This window comes from Jatrophihabitans sp., assembly GCF_036388195.1.
In the GTDB taxonomy this organism is placed as follows: Bacteria; Actinomycetota; Actinomycetes; order Mycobacteriales; family Jatrophihabitantaceae; genus Jatrophihabitans_A.
On sequence record NZ_DASVSG010000086.1, the window covers coordinates 20,694 to 37,128 of the forward strand.

General features: G+C 71.3%; 13 protein-coding genes. 6 read left to right on the forward strand and 7 right to left on the reverse strand.

The genetic code is table 11. The features are described from left to right. The first annotated feature begins 83 nt into the window (after positions 1–83). Positions 84–1,586: an SDR family NAD(P)-dependent oxidoreductase gene (locus tag VF612_RS09015; RefSeq protein ID WP_408659521.1), complete on the forward strand. Its 1,503-nt coding sequence runs from the start codon at positions 84–86 to the stop codon at positions 1,584–1,586. Next, the gene (locus tag VF612_RS09020) at positions 1,583–3,409 is read left to right on the forward strand and encodes a CDP-glycerol glycerophosphotransferase family protein (RefSeq protein ID WP_408659522.1); all 1,827 of its coding nucleotides are present in this window, start codon (positions 1,583–1,585) and stop codon (positions 3,407–3,409) included. Before VF612_RS09015 ends, VF612_RS09020 begins: the two co-directional genes overlap by 4 nt. On the opposite strand, the gene VF612_RS09025 is transcribed toward VF612_RS09020, so the two are convergent. Continuing rightward, complete coding sequence (locus VF612_RS09025; protein WP_408659523.1) at positions 3,406–4,479, reverse strand: glycosyltransferase family 2 protein; 1,074 nt, start codon at positions 4,477–4,479, stop codon at positions 3,406–3,408. The genes VF612_RS09020 and VF612_RS09025 overlap by 4 nt on opposite strands. Positions 4,480–4,630: 151 nt before the next feature. Here VF612_RS09025 and VF612_RS09030 point away from each other — a divergent pair, with 151 nt between their 5' ends. Beyond that, entirely contained in the window at positions 4,631–6,145 is a 1,515-nt protein-coding gene (locus VF612_RS09030; RefSeq protein WP_408659524.1) for a DUF6020 family protein, read from the forward strand. Positions 6,146–6,154: 9 nt separating this feature from the next. Here VF612_RS09030 and VF612_RS09035 read toward each other — a convergent pair whose 3' ends face one another. Both VF612_RS09035 and VF612_RS09040 read right to left on the reverse strand, forming a co-directional pair. Next, positions 6,155–7,246, reverse strand: a complete 1,092-nt coding sequence (locus tag VF612_RS09035) for a glycosyltransferase family 2 protein (protein WP_408659525.1) — start codon at positions 7,244–7,246, stop codon at positions 6,155–6,157. Further along, the gene (locus VF612_RS09040; RefSeq protein ID WP_408659526.1) at positions 7,243–8,589 is read right to left on the reverse strand and encodes a lipopolysaccharide biosynthesis protein; all 1,347 of its coding nucleotides are present in this window, start codon (positions 8,587–8,589) and stop codon (positions 7,243–7,245) included. The genes VF612_RS09035 and VF612_RS09040 overlap by 4 nt, the downstream gene beginning before the upstream one ends. A 193-nt stretch (positions 8,590–8,782) precedes the next feature. Between VF612_RS09040 and VF612_RS09045 the strand changes: the two genes are divergently transcribed. Next, on the forward strand, positions 8,783–9,493 hold the full coding sequence (locus tag VF612_RS09045) for a glycosyltransferase family 2 protein (RefSeq protein ID WP_408659527.1): 711 nt from the start codon (positions 8,783–8,785) through the stop codon (positions 9,491–9,493). Then, a complete protein-coding gene (locus VF612_RS09050) occupies positions 9,490–9,891 on the forward strand; it encodes a DUF2304 domain-containing protein (protein ID WP_408659528.1) in 402 nt (133 codons plus the stop codon). Before VF612_RS09045 ends, VF612_RS09050 begins: the two co-directional genes overlap by 4 nt. 16 nt (positions 9,892–9,907) lie before the next feature. Here VF612_RS09050 and VF612_RS09055 read toward each other — a convergent pair whose 3' ends face one another. Next, the gene (locus tag VF612_RS09055) at positions 9,908–10,516 is read right to left on the reverse strand and encodes a class I SAM-dependent methyltransferase (RefSeq protein WP_408659529.1); all 609 of its coding nucleotides are present in this window, start codon (positions 10,514–10,516) and stop codon (positions 9,908–9,910) included. Between the two features lie 122 nt (positions 10,517–10,638). After that, positions 10,639–11,277 carry a class I SAM-dependent methyltransferase gene (locus VF612_RS09060; RefSeq protein WP_408659530.1) on the reverse strand — a complete coding sequence of 213 codons (639 nt, stop codon included), beginning with the start codon at positions 11,275–11,277 and terminating at the stop codon, positions 10,639–10,641. 150 nt (positions 11,278–11,427) lie between these two features. On the opposite strand from VF612_RS09060, the gene VF612_RS09065 reads away from it, so the two are divergent. Then, positions 11,428–12,006: a Panacea domain-containing protein gene (locus tag VF612_RS09065; protein ID WP_408659531.1), complete on the forward strand. Its 579-nt coding sequence runs from the start codon at positions 11,428–11,430 to the stop codon at positions 12,004–12,006. Positions 12,007–12,315: 309 nt separating this feature from the next. Here VF612_RS09065 and VF612_RS09070 read toward each other — a convergent pair whose 3' ends face one another. Together VF612_RS09070 and VF612_RS09075 are read right to left on the reverse strand one after the other, a co-directional pair. Next, positions 12,316–14,202 carry a glycosyltransferase gene (locus tag VF612_RS09070; RefSeq protein WP_408659532.1) on the reverse strand — a complete coding sequence of 629 codons (1,887 nt, stop codon included), beginning with the start codon at positions 14,200–14,202 and terminating at the stop codon, positions 12,316–12,318. A gap of 81 nt (positions 14,203–14,283) precedes the next feature. Continuing rightward, positions 14,284–16,395: a DUF6541 family protein gene (locus VF612_RS09075; protein ID WP_408659533.1), complete on the reverse strand. Its 2,112-nt coding sequence runs from the start codon at positions 16,393–16,395 to the stop codon at positions 14,284–14,286. Positions 16,396–16,435 lie beyond the last annotated feature (40 nt).

A 16,435-nucleotide genomic window follows, 5' to 3' on the forward strand; every position in this document is an offset into this window, starting at 1 on the left:
GGCCGCGCTGCTCCGGCAGAGCGAGCCGCAGCCCGGGCGTTGCTGCGGACTGAACCACAGGCAGACCCTGCATAATTGCTGTCATGACAGCCGCCACGCAGGATCGCGTGCCCACGGTCGCAGTCGTCCTGGCCGGTGGCACCGGCTCGCGGGTCGGGCTGGACATCCCCAAGCAGCTGCTGAAGGTGGCCGGCCGCACCGTCATGGAGCACACCGTCGCGGCGCTGCACGGGTGCGAGGACATCGACGAGATCATCGTCATGATGGCGACGGACTTCGTGGCCGACGCCGAGCGGTTGCTGCTGGGCAAGAGCGAGTTCCCGAAGCTGACCCGGGTGCTGCCCGGCGGCGCCGACCGCAACGCCTCGACCCGGGCGGCGCTGGCCGCGCTCGGCGACACCGAGTGCAACGTGCTGTTCCACGACGCGGTGCGCCCGCTGCTGTCGAAGGCGGTGGTGCATGCCTGCGTGACCGCATTGCGGACCTACGAGGCCGTGGACGTGGCCATCCCGTCCGCGGACACGATCATCCGGGTCGACGAGGACGACCACATCATCGAGATCCCCGAGCGCAGCCGGCTGCGTCGCGGCCAGACCCCCCAGGGCTTCCGGCTCTCCACGATCCGCCGCGCCTACCAGCTGGCCGCCGAGGATCCGGACTTCCGGGCCACCGACGACTGCGGCGTGGTGCTGCGCTACCTGCCCGAGGTGCCCATCTACGTCGTCGCCGGCGACGAGCAGAACATGAAGGTCACCTACCCGCTGGACCTGTTCCTCGCCGACAAGCTCTTCCAGCTCGCCTCGCACCTGGCCCGCCCGCGGACCTCTGAGGAACTGCGAGCTGCTCTCGGCGGCAAGACCGTGGTGGTGTTCGGCGGCAGCTACGGGATCGGCAGCGATGTCGCCACCCTGGCCGAGCTCGCCGGCTGCCGGGTGTTCCGGTTCAGCCGGTCGGCGACCGGAACCCACGTCGAGGACGCTGCCACCGTCGAGCGGGCCCTGGAGCAGGCCGCCGCCGAGACCGGCCGGATCGACGCGGTGGTGCTCAGCGCCGCGCAGCTGCTCAAGGGCCCGCTGTCGACCATGGCCGACGAGCAGATCATCGACCAGATCCGGATCAACTACCTCGGCCCGGTGACGGTCGCCCGGGCCAGCGAGCGGTACCTGCGCGAGAGCGGCGGCCACCTGGTGCTGTTCACCTCCAGCTCCTACACCCGCGGCCGGGCCGACTACGCGCTGTACTCCTCGACCAAGGCCGCCGTGGTCAACCTGGCCCAGGCGCTGGCGGACGAGTGGTCGACCGAGGGCATCCACGTCAACGTCATCAACCCCGAGCGGACCCGTACCCCGATGCGGCTGCAGGCCTTCGGCGACGAGCCCGAGGGCAGCCTGCTGGAAAGCGAAGCGGTCGCCTCCACCGTCCTGGACGTGCTGGCCTCGGACCTGACCGGCCATGTCGTCGACGTCCGCCGGGAGGCGACGCCGAGCACCCCGTCGGAAGCCGAGGAGGTGGCCAAGGCGGTCGCCGAGGCCGAGGCAGCGGCCGAAGCGGAGGCTGACGCCCGCCTGCTCGACGGCGCCTCGTGAGTCGGCTCCTCACCGCCGTCCTCGTTGGTCTGCTCCTCGCGCTCTACGGCGTCCTGCTGGTTGCCAGCATCGGTGACGGCCTGGGCGCGGTAGCCCTCGTCAGCCTGGCGCTCTACGTCCTGGACGACCTGCTGGACCGGTTCGGCCCGCAGCGGCTGCTGGCCGGCCTGGAGATGATCGGCGGCAGCAAGCCCTGGCGGTTCTTCTACCGGCAGGTCCTGGTGACCGTGTTCCTGCTGCGGTCCGACGAGCTGTCCCGGGCCGAGCTGGCCGTGGTGGTGACCGCGGTGATCGCGCACCGGCTGCTGGTCGGGCTGTACCAGGGGCTGTCGCTGATGATCAACCGGCGCCGGCTGCGCCGGGTCGAGACCCGCAACCTCGACGTCCCCGGCGAGCAGCTGCCGCCACCGTTGCCCGGCTGGCTGCAGCGTCCGGACGCCGCGCTGATACTGCACACCGAGCTGTTCTTCACGGCCGGGTTGCTGTGGGCCTACCTCACCGGCTCCTACCGGATCATTCCGGTCGCGGCGGTGCTGATGGCGCTGTCCGCCCTGGCCTTCCCGCTGGCGCTGCTGCCCCAGCTGCTCGCGCTGAGCCGGCTGCCCGGCAACGACGACCGGCTGCTGGCCGCCCAGCAGGTGGTGCAGGACTGGCGGCCCGAGGTGATCCTGCACTTCTCCGGCGGCGTCCGGGCGGTCTACCAGGTCAACATGTGGCTGGAGACGATGGAGCGCCTGGACCGGCGGGTGCTCGTCCTGCTGCGCGAGCGGCGCTATCTCGACACCTTCGGCGAGACCACCGTGCCGGTGCTCTGCCTGCCCTTCACCTCCGACCTGATGAACCTGCGGCTGCCGGACGCCGGCGTGGCCCTGTACGTGGCCAACGTCGGCAAGAACATCCACCTGCTGCGGGTGCCCAGCCTGAAGAGCGCGTTCATCGGCCACGGCGACAGCGACAAGACCGCCAGCTTCAACCCCTACACCAAGGTCTATGACGAGGTCTGGGTCGCCGGTGAGGCCGGCCGGGACCGATACCTGCGCGCCCAGGTCGGGGTCCGCTCCGAGGACGTCGTCCTGGTCGGACGGCCCCAGCTGGACGGCATCCATGAAGCGGAGGCGCGGCCGGCCGGGGCGCCGTTCACGGTGCTGTACGCACCCACCTGGGAGGGCTGGACCGAGGACCCGAACTCGTCCTCGCTGGTTCCGCTGGGCCGCCAGATCATCCGGGTGCTGCTCGACACGCCCGGCGTCCGGGTGATCTACAAGCCGCATCCGCTCACCGGCTCGGTGTCGCCGGCCGCGGCCCGGATCAGCGCCGAGATCGTGGCCATGCTCGACGGAGGGCCGCATCTGGCCGTGCTCGGCAACGAGCCGACCCTGTACCAGTGCTTCGACGATTCCGACGCCCTGATCAGCGACATCTCCAGCGTGGTGTCTGACTACCTGCGCTCGGAGAAGCCCTATTTCGTCACCAACGGCGGGGGGCTGTCGGAGCGGACCTTCCGGGAGCAGAACCCGTCCGCCGGCGCGGCCTACCTGATCGGGCCCGACGTGGACCGGCTGGAGGAGGACCTGGCCGACGCTCGGGGGCCCGACCGGCTGCGCGCCCGCCGTCACGAGATCCGCCGGTACGTGCTCGGCGATCCGGAGGTCGCCGGGATGACGCTGTTCGCCGAAGCGGTGGAGAACCTGCTCGCCAAGGCCAGGTCCCGCGCCGCGGCGGTGGCCGCCGGCGACCGGCAGGAGCTGCCGGTCGGCCAGCAGGTCGGGCCGCAGCTCACCGAGACGGCCGCTGCCGCTCTCGAGGCGAACCCGACGGTCTAGCGGGCGCGGGCGCGCACCTTCTTCGGGCTGGTGAGGAAACCCCAGCCCCAGCTCAGGTGCATGGTCGCGAACACCGCAGGCAGCCGCAGCGCCTCGGACGGCGCCAGCCGGCGCCCGACGCTCACGCTGGCCGCCAGGTTGGCCAGCGCGTAGGTGGCGGGGGCGAGCAGCCCGATCCGGCGCCCGGTGGCCGCGAGCGCGACCCCGGTGATCAGCCCGGCCACCGTCACCGGCGGGACCAGGTAGGTCAGCCGCACCGAGTCCGGATGCTCCTCGATCACCGCACGGCGCCACTGCGCGCTGTCGCGGTACTGCACGGCCAGCGCCCGCAGCGACGACCGCGGCCGGTACACCACCCGCAGGTCGGGGGTGAACCACACCTTGCCGCCATTGCGGCGCAGCCGGTGGTTGAGCTCCCAGTCCTGGGCCCGGGTGAAGCGCTCGTCATAGCCGTCGACCGCGGCCAACGCGTCGCGCCGGAACACCCCCAGGTAGACGGTGTCGGCCGGCCCGGGATCGCCGCCGTAGTGGAAACGCCCGCCACCCACCCCGAACGGCGACGACATCGCCGCGGCGACGGCTCGTTCGAACGGCGTGGTGCCCTCGGCGGCCATCACCCCGCCCACGTTCACCGCGGCGGTCTCGGTCAGCACCTCGACCGCCCGGCGCAGGTAGCCAGGCGGCAACAGCGAATGCCCGTCCACCCGCGCCACGATCGGGGCGCTGGTGGCGGCGACGGCGGCGTTGAGCCCGGTCGGCGTCCGCCCGGTCGGGTTCGGCACCACCACCACCCGGGGATCCGAGGCCGACACCGCGGCCGCCACCTCGAGGGTGTCGTCCCGGGACGGGCCGATGGCGATCGCCACCTCCACCGGGCCGGGGTAGTCCTGGCTGAGCACGTTGCGCAGCACGTCGGGCAGGTGCCGGGCCTCGTTGCGCACCACCATCACCACCGCGATCGGCGGCCACTCCGGCGCGCTCGGCTGTGCGGGCAGAGCCGCTGATTCGGTGTTGGTGATGATCGCTCCATCGGCGTGACAGGGGCCGCTCGGGACGCCCGCTGAGGTCACGGTCGACGACCCGACCTCGCGGCAGGCCCCGAACGGTCCGGGGTATCGGCGCCGGATCACCCTACCGTGACCGCACCGGCGCCCCGTTCGCCGCTCCGCCACCGGCTCGCCGCTGGCCGGACAATCCGCCCACCGGCGTTAGGGTGGGCCCATGACCGTGCGCGCGGTGCTGGATCGACTGCGGATCCGGCCGGGGTGGGTGCTCCCGGCTGCCGTCTTCGGATGGGCGCAACTGGTCCTGCTCGGCTGGTGGGCCGGGCAGTGGCCGGGACTGCTGAGCGCCGATTCGGTGCGCTACATCATCCACGTCACCACTGGCCCGTGGAACGCCGACCACTCGGTGCTCTACGACTCCGCGGTGCTGGCCTCGCTCACGCTCACCCGCAACGTCGCCCTCCTCACCCTGCTGCAGACGACCGCCGCGGCTGCCGCGATCGCCTACACGGTGGCCGGCCTGCGCGCCGTCGGAGTGCCTGGCCGGTGGGCCGCGGTCCCCGGCTGCGTGCTGCCGCTGCTGCCCAGCTTCGGCGCCTTCGTCGCGACCGTGTGGAAGGACGTCCCGTTCACCCTGTGCGAGCTGATGGTCACCGCCACGGTGCTGCGGATGTTCGCGCACCGCCACCCGACCGAGGCCTACCGGCCGGTTCCCCGGCGGCTGCTGGTGGCGCTGGGCCTGGAGCTGCTCGGCCTGACCCTGTTCCGCAATGACGGCTTCCTGCTGGTGCTGGTGATCGCCGTCGTCCTGGCCGTGGCGTTCCGGGGCGTGCGGGTGGCGGTGCTCGGGCTCAGCGCGGCGGCCATCCTCGCCTCGTTCTTCGCCCAGGCGGCGGTCTATCCGGCCTTCGACATCAAGCCCGCGAACTCCAGCCTGGCCTACGGCATCTTCGACGCCGAGATCGCGCTGGCCTACGCACGGAAACCGAGCACCTTCACCGCCTCCGATCTCGCCCTGATGGGCAAGGTCGCCCCGCTGACCTCGTGGGCCTCGGCGAACAACTGCTATACCAGCGACCCGCTGTTCCGCAGCAAGGGCTTCAGCCTGCGCAAGGCCGACCAGTACCACCAGGAGCTGTTCGCGTTGTGGTGGCGGGTGCTCGCACGCACTCCGGGCACCGTCGTCCATGCTCGGCTGTGCCGCGGCTCGGTGGCCTGGAACGTCCTGCCGCCACCCTGGGACAAGGCCCGGCTCGGACGGGTGGTCGTCCAGACGCCGACCAACCTGTACGGCAGCGCAAACACCCGGGTCCCCCCGGACATCACGAAGAATGTGGCGCTGCAGCCCCTCAACGACTCGCTCGGCCAGCTGACCCGCACGCTGCGGGCAGAGACCGACAGGCTGAGGTACCAACCGCTGCTGTGGCGGGGGGCGACCTGGTGCTACATCGCCTACCTGGTCCTGGTGGTCGCGGCGCTGCGGCTGCGGCGCTGGGACCTGCTCGCGGTGGGCTCAGCGAGCCTGGCCAACCAGCTGACCGTGCTGGCGGCCAACCCCGCCCAGCTCTTCCGCTACATGGCCGGACCGGTGTTCGTCGGCGTGATGTTGCTGGCGCTGCTGGCCGTGCGACGGCGCCCGCCAGCGCGGCCGGCCGGGCAGGATGCGGTCGACGACGGGCCAGAGGGCGCTCCGACCGCCCCGGCTCCTGGCCCGGTCGTGGCGCCGTCCTGACCCTGCGGCTCAGCGCCTCGCCCCGGCGCCGAGCACTATCTGGACGAGCCGCCAGTAGCCGGCCAGCACGACGTTGAGCAGCCCGAGCCCGGGTGGGCGTTCGATCATCGCCGGCTCGATGCGGGCGACCAGCAACGCCGCGAACGCTGCCGGGTCCAGCTGCGACGCGGCCTGGACAGCGGCGCGCCTGCGCCGGATCAGGCGCGCATGGCGGGCGAGCGAGCCGGTGGCCCGCACCCAGGCGCGCAGCGTGCCGCGTCGCAGGCCCGCCACCGCCAGCGCCAGGTCGAAGGCGATCATCATGGGCAGCACCAGCACCAGCACCCGGCGCGGATAGACCGTCAGCACGGTGAACCACCGGTTGCGTTGCAGCAGGAACTCCTTGCGCGGGTTGCGGCTGAACTCGTAGTGGTGGACGGCCACCGCGCCCGGCTCGTACCGCACCCGGTACCCGTGTTGCCAGGCCCGCAGGCTGAGCTCGGTGTCCTCGTGGTAGGCGAAGTACTCCGCGGGAAAGCCACCGAGCTCGTCCCACACCTGCCGGCGGACCGCCAGGAAGGCGCCGGTGGCCGCGGTGACGTCCCGGGGGGCCAGGTGCTGGTCGGCGGGCTCGCCATAGCCACCCGCCCAGACGACCCCGAGGTACTGGACGGGGTTGCCCACGGTGTTGATCAGGTCCGGCTGATCGGCCAGCCGCACCGAGCCCGACGCGATCGCCACCCGCGGGTCGCTGACCGCCTCGACCAGCCGGGCAATGGCGCCCGGGCGCACCTCGGCGTCGGAGTTGAGCAGGACGAGCGTCCGGCCGCGGGCCGCGGCGACGCCGGCATTGCAGCCGCCGGCGAAGCCGAGGTTGGCGCCCGGGCGGATGATCCGGAGCCGGTCATCGGACGGCAGGGCCGCCACCGCCGGCCGGGCGCCGTTGTCCACCAGGACGATCTCATCCTCGGCGCCGATCGTGCGGAGGACCGACTCGACGCAGGCGCCCAGGTAGGGCTCGGCGCCCCACGCCAGCACGATGACGCTGATCGCAGGGCCGGTGGTCTCGGCCGGCTCGGTGGTCTCGGCTGGCTCGGTGCTCGCGGCCGGCTCGGTGGTCACAGCGCCGCGCCGGCCGGCAGGCGGATCAACCGGACACCGCGCTGGTGGAATCGGAACCCGGCGCTGGCCAGGAAGCCGGCGAAGGTCACTGCGGCGCCGAGCAGCAGCGCCACGCTCACCCGCACCTCCAGACTGCCGGGCAGCACCAGGGCGAGCAGGAACACCGCGAACCCGCCGATCCAGCCCCATGCGACCTGGGCGGCGGATTCCAGCGCCAGCAGCGCCTGGCCGAGCCCGGCGGCCAGGATATAGAAGGTGCTCGCCACCGACAGGATCACCATCGGCAGCCGTGCCACCCGGAATTCCGAGCCGAACACCAGCGCGTCCAGCTCCGGGCCGGCGAGCAGCAGCACCAGGGTCGCGACCGCGCCGACCAGGCCGAGGATGGCCAGCAGCCGGCGCACCCCGGCGGCCGCGCCGACCACATCGCCATCGGTGATCCGGCGCGCCAGCAGCGGCAGCAGCGAGGCCTGCAGCGCCGCGAACAGGAACAGCGGCAATCTGGTGAGCACCACGGCGGTCAGGAAATGGCCGGCCACCGCGTCCCCGGGCTCGGCGAACGCCTTCACCACCACGGTGCCTCCGTTGGCCAGCGACTGGCTGGCCAGCGCGGCGACCAGCATCCAGCTCAGGCCGCTGGCGAGCCCGGCCCAGCGGGTCGCGTTCGCCGACCGCGGCGGGGACGAGACCGCGCGCCGGACCGCCCGGTGGGCGAGGGCCAGCGACAGGACGGTCGCGCTCAACTGCGACACGACCAGGACGGCCGCGTACGCGGTGACCGAGCCGACACCGGCCACCGCCAGCACCATCGCGCCGAGCAACCGGACCGTGCCGTCGAAGCCCAGCTGCACCCCGTACGCGCGGAACTGCCCCAGGCCGGCGAGCAGGCCACGGGACAGGTGGACCGGCGCGAGCGCGCAGTTGGTCAGCAACATCGCCCAGAACAGGGCGATGTCGGAGTCCAGCAGCCGCCGGCTGATGAACGGCGCCAGCGCCAGCGACAGGGCAGCCAGCACCGCCAGCAGGGCGCCGGCCAGCGCTGCCGCCCGGCGCAGCAACTGGCCGGGGGCCGCGCCGGCGGCCAGCCGCTGCGCCACCGCCTGCTCCAGCGGCAGGAACAGTCCGGGGCCGATGGTGAACAGCGCCGTCCACACCACGCTCAGCTGGGCGAACTGGCTGGCGTCCAGCCGCCGCGCCGCGACCACCAGGAAGCCGTAGGACGTCAGGCCGAGCACGAGAAGGCCCATTCCGACCGTGACCACCTGGGAAGACATGGTTCCGGCGAGCCCGCCACGGCCGGCCAGCTTGCCGACGGACCGGCGCACCGCAGCGAGTCCGGTCATCGGAGCGTTCTCTCTCTGGGCATCGCGGCTACCCTATTACCTGGAGAAGCCGGTCCGGCGGCCCTGCCTGGCGTCGCCAGGACAAGCATCCGGCCACCAGCCGGGTGCGAAGCCGCGCTGGCGCCGGCGTCCAGCATCGGGCGCCTGTCGTGCTCGATGACCCGCGAACGAGGGAATGGCGGCACGAACATCGATGACTGAGCCACCGCTGGCCAATGACGACGTGTGGGTGATCATCCGTTGTTTCAATGAGAGCCAGGTGGTCCGGGGCGTCATCGAGGAGTTGCGGCAGCACTTTCCCCATGTGGTGGGCGTGGACGACGGCAGCCGCGACACGTCCTCGGCCGAGATGGTGGCCGCCGGCGCCGTGGTGGTCAGGCACGCCATCAACCTGGGCGGCGGCGCCGCGCTGCAGACCGGCGTCGAGTTCGCGCTGCTGGACCCGCAGGCGAAGTACTTCGTGTGCTTCGACGCCGACGGGCAGCACCGCCCGGAGGACGCCCTCAGCATGGTGGAGCGGCTGCGCCGCGGCGAGGAGGACATCCTGATCGGCTCGCGCTTCCTCGGCAGCGCCGCCGGGATGCCGCGCAGCCGGCGGATCGTGCTCCGGATGGCGCGGATCTTCGAGCGGCTGACGACCGGGGTGTCGCTGACCGATGCGCACAACGGGCTGCGCGCCTTCACCCGCGCCTTCGCCGAACGCATCGACCTGCAGATGGCCGACATGGCCTACGCCAGCGAGCTGCTCGGCCTGATCAAGCAGAGCGGGATGAGGTACGCCGAGCACCCGGTGACCATCCAGTACACCGAGTACTCGATGGCCAAGGGGCAGCGCTCGATCAACTCGGTCAACATCGCCATGGATATCTGGCTCCATCAATTCCTGAAGGGACGCCGCCGATGATCGCGATCAAGATCGTCCTGATACTGGCGATCGCGGTGATGTTCTGGGCGTTTCGCAACCGGTCCCGGGTCGGGCTGCGTGCCGGCGCCAGGGTGGCCGTGATCCTGCTCGCGGTGATCGCGGCGGTGTCCATCATCCAGCCCAGCGTCGCCCAGGCCGCAGCCGACCAGCTGGGGGTGACCCGCGGCACCGACCTGCTGCTGTACCTGCTGGTGATGGTCTTCGCAGCCAGCAGCCTGGGGTTCTACTTCCGGTTCCGGGACCTCGAACGGCGGCTGGCGGACCTGACCCGAGCCCAGGCGATCCGGGAGGCGGTCTCGGTGCAGGGCCTGCCGCGCGGGATGGCGTCCCCGGCCCTGCCCGATCGCACGGCCGAACAGAGGGCGCGGTTGTCCTAGCGGGCCGCAGCCGGGCTCAGCGGTTGGCCGGACGCGCGGCGACCAGGCAGTACTCGTTGTAGGGGAAGACCCGGCCGGCCAGCTCCGGCAGCGGGAAGCTGTACTCGCGGGTCAGCACCAGGCCGAGCGACCTGGCCAGCGCGCGCAGCGCCGGCAGGTCGAAGAACTGGACATGGGTGGCGTCGGTGGCAAAGCCCCGTCGTTGCGGGCAGATCAGCATCACCCGGCCGCCCGGACGCAGGTACGGCAGGTAGGACCTGATCAGCTCGCGCGCCTCGTCCACCGTCATGTGCTCGACGACATGGGCGAGCAGCATCGAGTCGAAGGAGGCCGGCGCCGGTGGATCCGCGGTGAACTCCGAGACGGTGACGGCGCGGTAGCCGCGCTGCCGGGCCAGCTCCACCGATTGCTCGTTGTGGTCGACGCCGAGCGAATCGGCCGACAGCGCGGCGAGGTTGCGCCCGATGCCGCAGCCGACATCCAGCGTCCGGCCCAGTTGGTGTCGCCTGAGGTTCCAGCGGTACGGACGCTGGACGTCCAGCGCTCGCTTCCAGCCCTTGGTCTCCAGCCGGAGCAGCCGGTCGGCATAGTCCTCGCGGCTGGTGGCCGGAGGCTCGGATGTCACGGCAGCCAGAGTACAAGAGCGGGCCGGCGAACCCGTGTTTCTACCCGCCGGCTCACGCCCGCTGGTTCACGCCCGCTGGCTCGCACCCGCCGGTTCACGCCCACTGGCTCGCACCCACCGGTTCACGCCCGCCGGTAGCTGAGCAGCAGGTTGGCCCGGCGCGGGGGGATCCGCGCGACGCAGGTGTTCACCCAGCCGCCGAGAGCCTGGTCGATCAGCGCCTGCAGCTCGGCCCGGGGCATGAACCGCACATGCCGGTCCCCCGAGACGTAGCGATCCGCGACGAAGGCCAGCTTGCCCGACAACCCGGGCTGCTCCTCCCACTCCTTGATCACCAGGGCGCCGTCCGGGCCGCACAGGGCTGCCGCGTCCTGCAGCAGCTGCTGGCGTTCGGAGTCGGCGACGTGATGCAGCACGTCGATCAGCAGCACCAGGTCGAACGGCGGCCCGCCCCGGGCGATCAGCTCGGTGGTGGTCAGCCTCTCGAAGCTGACGCCTTCCCGGTCTCCTGCGAACAGGCCGCCGGGGTTGCCGACGCCCGGATCGATGCCGAGGAAGACGCCGTCGGACAGGTGACGGCGGGTTGCCTCGGCCATCGCGCCGTCGCCGCAGCCGATCTCCAGCACCCGCCGGCTGCCCGGGGCGATCGAGGCCACTGTCTCGGCGAGCGCGTCCAGGTCGATGAAGCGGTCGCGGTACAGGCGGATGGCGGCCGGTTCCAACGGCCCGAGCGCCTGCCGGACCGCGCTACCCAGTGTCATTCGCGCGATCCTGCCAGAAGTGGCCCTGAGAAGCGCTGTGAGCGGCAGACTCAGGCACCAGGTATCCCCCCTCGAGCGGCGCATTCCGGCGCGAACACTGTCAGGAGTTGGTTGACGTTTTCTGTCGGAGGCGTGTCTTACCATGTCGACATGGCCGCGTACTCCGCTTACGACGTCGCCACCGAGATCCGGACGCGCCTGCCGGGTGTGCCGGTGAAGAAGCTCCACAAGCTGCTGTACTACTGCCAAGCCCATCATGTGGCCACTTTCAACCATCCCCTGTTCGGCGAGACGATCTCGGCGTGGGACATGGGACCGGTTGTCGGCGAGTTATGGCGGCGCGAGAAGGAAGGCGACACGCAGGAGATGCCTCCCGTGCGGTGTCTCACCGAGGCTGAGTTGAACACGATCGGCTACGTCCTCAGCCGATACGGCAACCTGAGTGGAACCGATCTGGAACGGCTGACACACAGCGAAGCCCCCTGGATCGATGCCGATGCCGCGCGCCGCAGGCTCGGCCAGTCAAGTCACCGGATCACCTTGGACGCTCTGCGCGCATTCTTTTGCCTGGAAGCAGACCAATCGGAGCCGGGGATGTCTGACGAGTCATCCGGCCCGCCTATTGATCCCGCAGAACTCGAAATATGGTTCCAATCCGCAAGCGACGGGCCACCCGCAGCGGTGCCAGTAGCGGACTCCCCGGAAGCTCTCGCGGCTCGGATGGGATGACGCTCCCCCCATTCTGGCGCTTGGAAGACTTCGGAGTTCGCTTCGATACCTGGGCCAAGGAACAGGATCCAAGTGAGGCGTTACGCCGCATCGTGCTCGAGTGGACGTTCAGTCGCTACGACGATCCCTATGCCGGGTTCACTCGCAAGGTAGAAGTCGGACCGAACTTCTGGTGGGGGACTGTGCCAGGGACCATCCACAACAGGGCCGTTGTCGTGTGCGGGTACTGGATCTTCGAGGAAGAACGACGGGTGCGCTGCGACAATTTCGCGACCTTGGGCCTGCCTCTCTAACCACCACACCGATCCACTACCGCGAAGCAAGCCCCTGCGCCACCCGCACCACACCACCGGTCACCCGGTAGGAGCCCCAGCCCTCGATGTCGGTCTTGAGGAGCACCTTCCACTGCCCGGCGTCCAGCCGCGGCAGCGTCGCGGTCGCGACCAGCTCCTGCAGGGCGTGCCGTTCGACCTGGCAGTCGAGGTCGACCTGCTCGCGGGTGGCCGAATGCACCAGGCGGATCTTCAGCGCCGGTTCGGGCCCGACCGTGACCAGCGGCACGGTCACCCGGATCCGCGACCGGCGGAGCGTTCCGCGCTCGACCGTCACCCCGGCCAGCTGGGCGTCCAGCAGCTTGGCATTCCGGTCGCTCTTGGCCGTGGCCCGGACGTCCAGGCTCAGGTTGTCGTGGGGCGTCGTCCAGTACGGCGCCATCAGCTGTCCCGACACCGCCGCGGGCACCGTGCCGGCGGTGGCCGCTGCCGTCCGCTGCTTGCCCAGCCGCACCTCCTTGCCCCAGCCGGCCTCGTTGATGCGGACGTAGACGTCCCAGACCCCCGGGGTGAGGGGCCGCCCACCGCCCAGCGTGGCCGGATCGACCCGCGCCGTGACGCGGTAGCTCAGCCACTGCCCGCCCTGGTCGTCGACGTGCCGGTCGCTGACCACCTCCGCCGGAAGCGGCCATTCCTCGCTGTCCTCCCGCCGGCGGAACAGCACCTGCGCCGCGGCGGCCTGCAGCGCCGCGTCGCACAGCCTGACCTCGGCCGGCACCTGGCCGGCCAGCTCCTTCGGCAGGGGCAGCAGCAGCTGCTGATCCTGCTTGTCATAGACCACCGGTTGCCCGTCCGGGTCGACCAGGTTCGCGCTCACCTGCAGGACGAACGCGCCGTCGGACTCCCAGCCGGCGCCCTCCAGCGTGGCGCTGGCCTTGATGTCCAGGTCCCGCTCCACCACGGCCGTGAGCTCGCTCCTGCGGTCCTCGCGCAGCAGCAGCGCCTTCAGCCGCAGGGTCGGCGGCAGCCCGGCATCGACGCTCAGCGGCACGACGTCGAGGGCGAGCTGGCGGGCCTGCTCGAACACCAACTGCCGGTACTGCTCGTCCTGCTCCAGGAAGGACCGCCCGTCCAGGCGTCCGAGCATCTCCATCCGCAGCTGCCGCCGCAGGTACCGGTCACGGACCGGGCCCGGCTCGGTGTGGGCCAGGACGATGTCGGAGACCTCCCGGACGTAGCCGAAGTAGCTCACCGGGTCGATCGGCTGGTACGCGGCGTTGCCTGCGTCCTGACGGCTGACGTGGAAGTAGCAGTGGTAGTCCGACAGCACCGAGATCCGCTTGGCCAGGAAGTACGCCTTGGTCACGAACACGTGGTCCTCGAGCCGCCGCCGGCCCTCCGGGTAGCGCAGCCGGTGCTCGTTCAGGAACGCGGTACGGAACATCTTGTGCGGGGTCAGCGAGTCCATCAACGGCGCCTCGGCCAGCGTCGTAGCAGGCAGGGTCTCGGTGAACAGCACCTTGGCCACGCCCCGGTGGTGCCCGGCATAGCGGCCGATCACGATGTCGGAGGCGTTGTCCCGGGCGAAGTCGGTCATGCGCTGCAGCGCCTCGGCGCCGAGCCAGTCGTCGTGATCGACGAACAGGACGTACTCCCCGCGCGCCCGGTCGATCCCGACATTGCGCGGCCGGCCGGGCCATCCGCTGTTGGGCTCGTGCAGCACTGTCATGTTGGGGCGGTTGGCAGCGACCTGGTCCAGCCGCTCCGGGGTGTCGTCGGTGGACCCGTCGTCGACGAAGATCACCTCGAACTCGTCCCGGGGCAGGGTCTGAGCTGCCAGCGACGTGATCAGCTGCTCGATGTGCTCGCCGGGGTTGTAGACGGGCACGACCACGCTCACCCGCAGCGGCTGCGCTGCGGTCATGACGCCGGGCGGGTGGTCATCTGGCCTCCAGGGTGTCCCGAGCAGGGTAAGGCATCGCTACCCCCCGGCGCGCCGAGTCCGTCACGTCCCGCCCGGGCAGGCCATTCCCTGGTCGTTCACCTCATAGACGTTCACTCCGCCGTCGGAGTGCACCAGCTTGACCGTGGTGCTCCTGGCCAGCCGCGCCCGCTGGTAGTGCGGCCGCATTCCGGGCACCCGGACCTTGCCCGTCACGACGTACTGGATGCCGTACTTGCGCACCAGGCAACCCGACGGCGACGCGGAAGGGTTGTTCACCAGCCAGTCCCAGGCCTGGAAGCGTTGGGCGTAGTCGCGGATCTCGGCCTTCTGGGCCGGCAGCGGCGGGATGCCGAACAGCAGCGGCACCCCGTAGTCGGCGTAGCTCCAGGTCATGAACTCCAGGTGCCGGTCGTAGGCGACGACCTTGCCCTCGTCGATGTTGGCGGCGAGCCAGTCGAAGGTCCGGACGTAGCTCGGCCCGGCCGGCGTCCGGGCGGCCAGCGCCTTGCGCAGCGGCCGGCGGCTGGCCGGCGCCAGGGCAGCCGCCACCAGGACCACCACGAGCGCCAGCGCCGTCACCGCCGGCAGCCACGGCGCCCAGCTGACCCGGCCCGCCGACCGCCGCCGCAGCCAGGCGACCAGCACCGCGACGCCCAGGCCGATCGCGCAGGCGCCGGCCACCGTGACGATGCCGTACACCGGGAAGATCATCGCCCGCAGCCGGTCCCGGGTGCCGTACCAGAGGCCGCCGACGAACAGCGCCGCCTTCGAGTCCGAGTACGAGGTCCAGATGCCGATGGCCGTCCACATCACGAACATCACGATCCACGGACGGGCCCAGCGCAGCGGCTTGAAGAAGAAGCACAGCGGCGAGGCGATCAGGCAGGCCAGCGTCAGCCAGAGCGCCACCTCCACCGGGCGGACGTGCTGCTGGATGGTCGAGCCACCGGGGCCCGGGTAGCCGTAGAGGATGTAGCGGTTGAAGTCGGTGACCCAGAACTTGAAGGTGGCGGCCAGGTCGCCCTGGGTGGCTGACAGGCCCGTCGCGCGCTCGCCCTTGGCATGCAGGATCGGCCCCAGATAGGGCGCGATCGCCAGCACCGCGGTGATGCCGGTGGCAGCGGTGGCCTTGAGCACCGAACGCGCCCGCCAGCCACCTCCCAGGAACACGGCCAGGGCGATGGCCAGCGTGCCCGCGAACAGCACCTCGTAGGTGTGCGTGAGGAGCAAGCCGGCGGTGCTCAGACCGGCCAGGAACCCCAGCCGCAAGGGGTGTCCGCCGCGCGCTGCCAGGGCGAACAGCACCGCGGCCATCACCCCCAGCACCGGTCCGATCTCCTCGGTGACGCGGCCGGTCAGCATCGCCTCCCAGACCGGGCCGATCAGCGCCGATGCGACGGCGGCGCAGCCCGCGACGACAGCGGGGCCGCCGAGCGCCCGCACCGCGGCGTAGATCCCGAGCACCAGGGCCAGCGGGGTGATCAGCGCGGCCCAGGCATTCATGGCCGTGCTGATGTAGCCATCGGACAGCGTGGCCGCCTGGGCCCAGAGCACGTTGCCGGCCAGCGGGTAGAACTTGCAGGACGCCTGCGTCAGCGTCGAGCCGGTGGAGCAGACCGACGTCATGGTCCAGTCGCTGCTCACGCCGATGTTGCGGCTCAGCAGCGCGTGATTCATGCCGTCCCAGCCCGGCGGGAACCGGAACCTGCCCACCATGAGCTGCCCCACGGCGACGCAGACGGCCATCGCCCCGGTGACGCAGACGAGATCCAGCACCCAGCCGCCGATTCCCCACCGGGGCACTCGGAGCCAGGTCGACCTGCCGTGCCGCGCGGTCACCCGCTCGGGTTTGGCAGCCGGAACGTCGTCCGTCGGGTTGGCTGCCGAGCCGCTGGCTGCCGAGCCGCTGGCCGTGCGGGTTCGTCGGCGGAGCAGCAGCCGCGCCGCGACCACCGCAGCCCCGGCGAGCACCAACTCGGCGGCGAGGATCCATCCGACGCTGTTGGGCAGGCCGAACACCGGCAGCCACGCCATGGCCACCGAGGTCAACCCCAGGGTCAGGATGGGCGCCGCGGCCCAGGCCGCCCACCGGAACCGGCCGGGGGGCACCAGGAGGCCGAGAACGGCGCCGGGGAGGAACGCCAGGACGGTCGCCACGAGAGTGGTGAGCACGCACTTCCTTTCAGACCCGGAGGACGGCACTGTCGGCCCA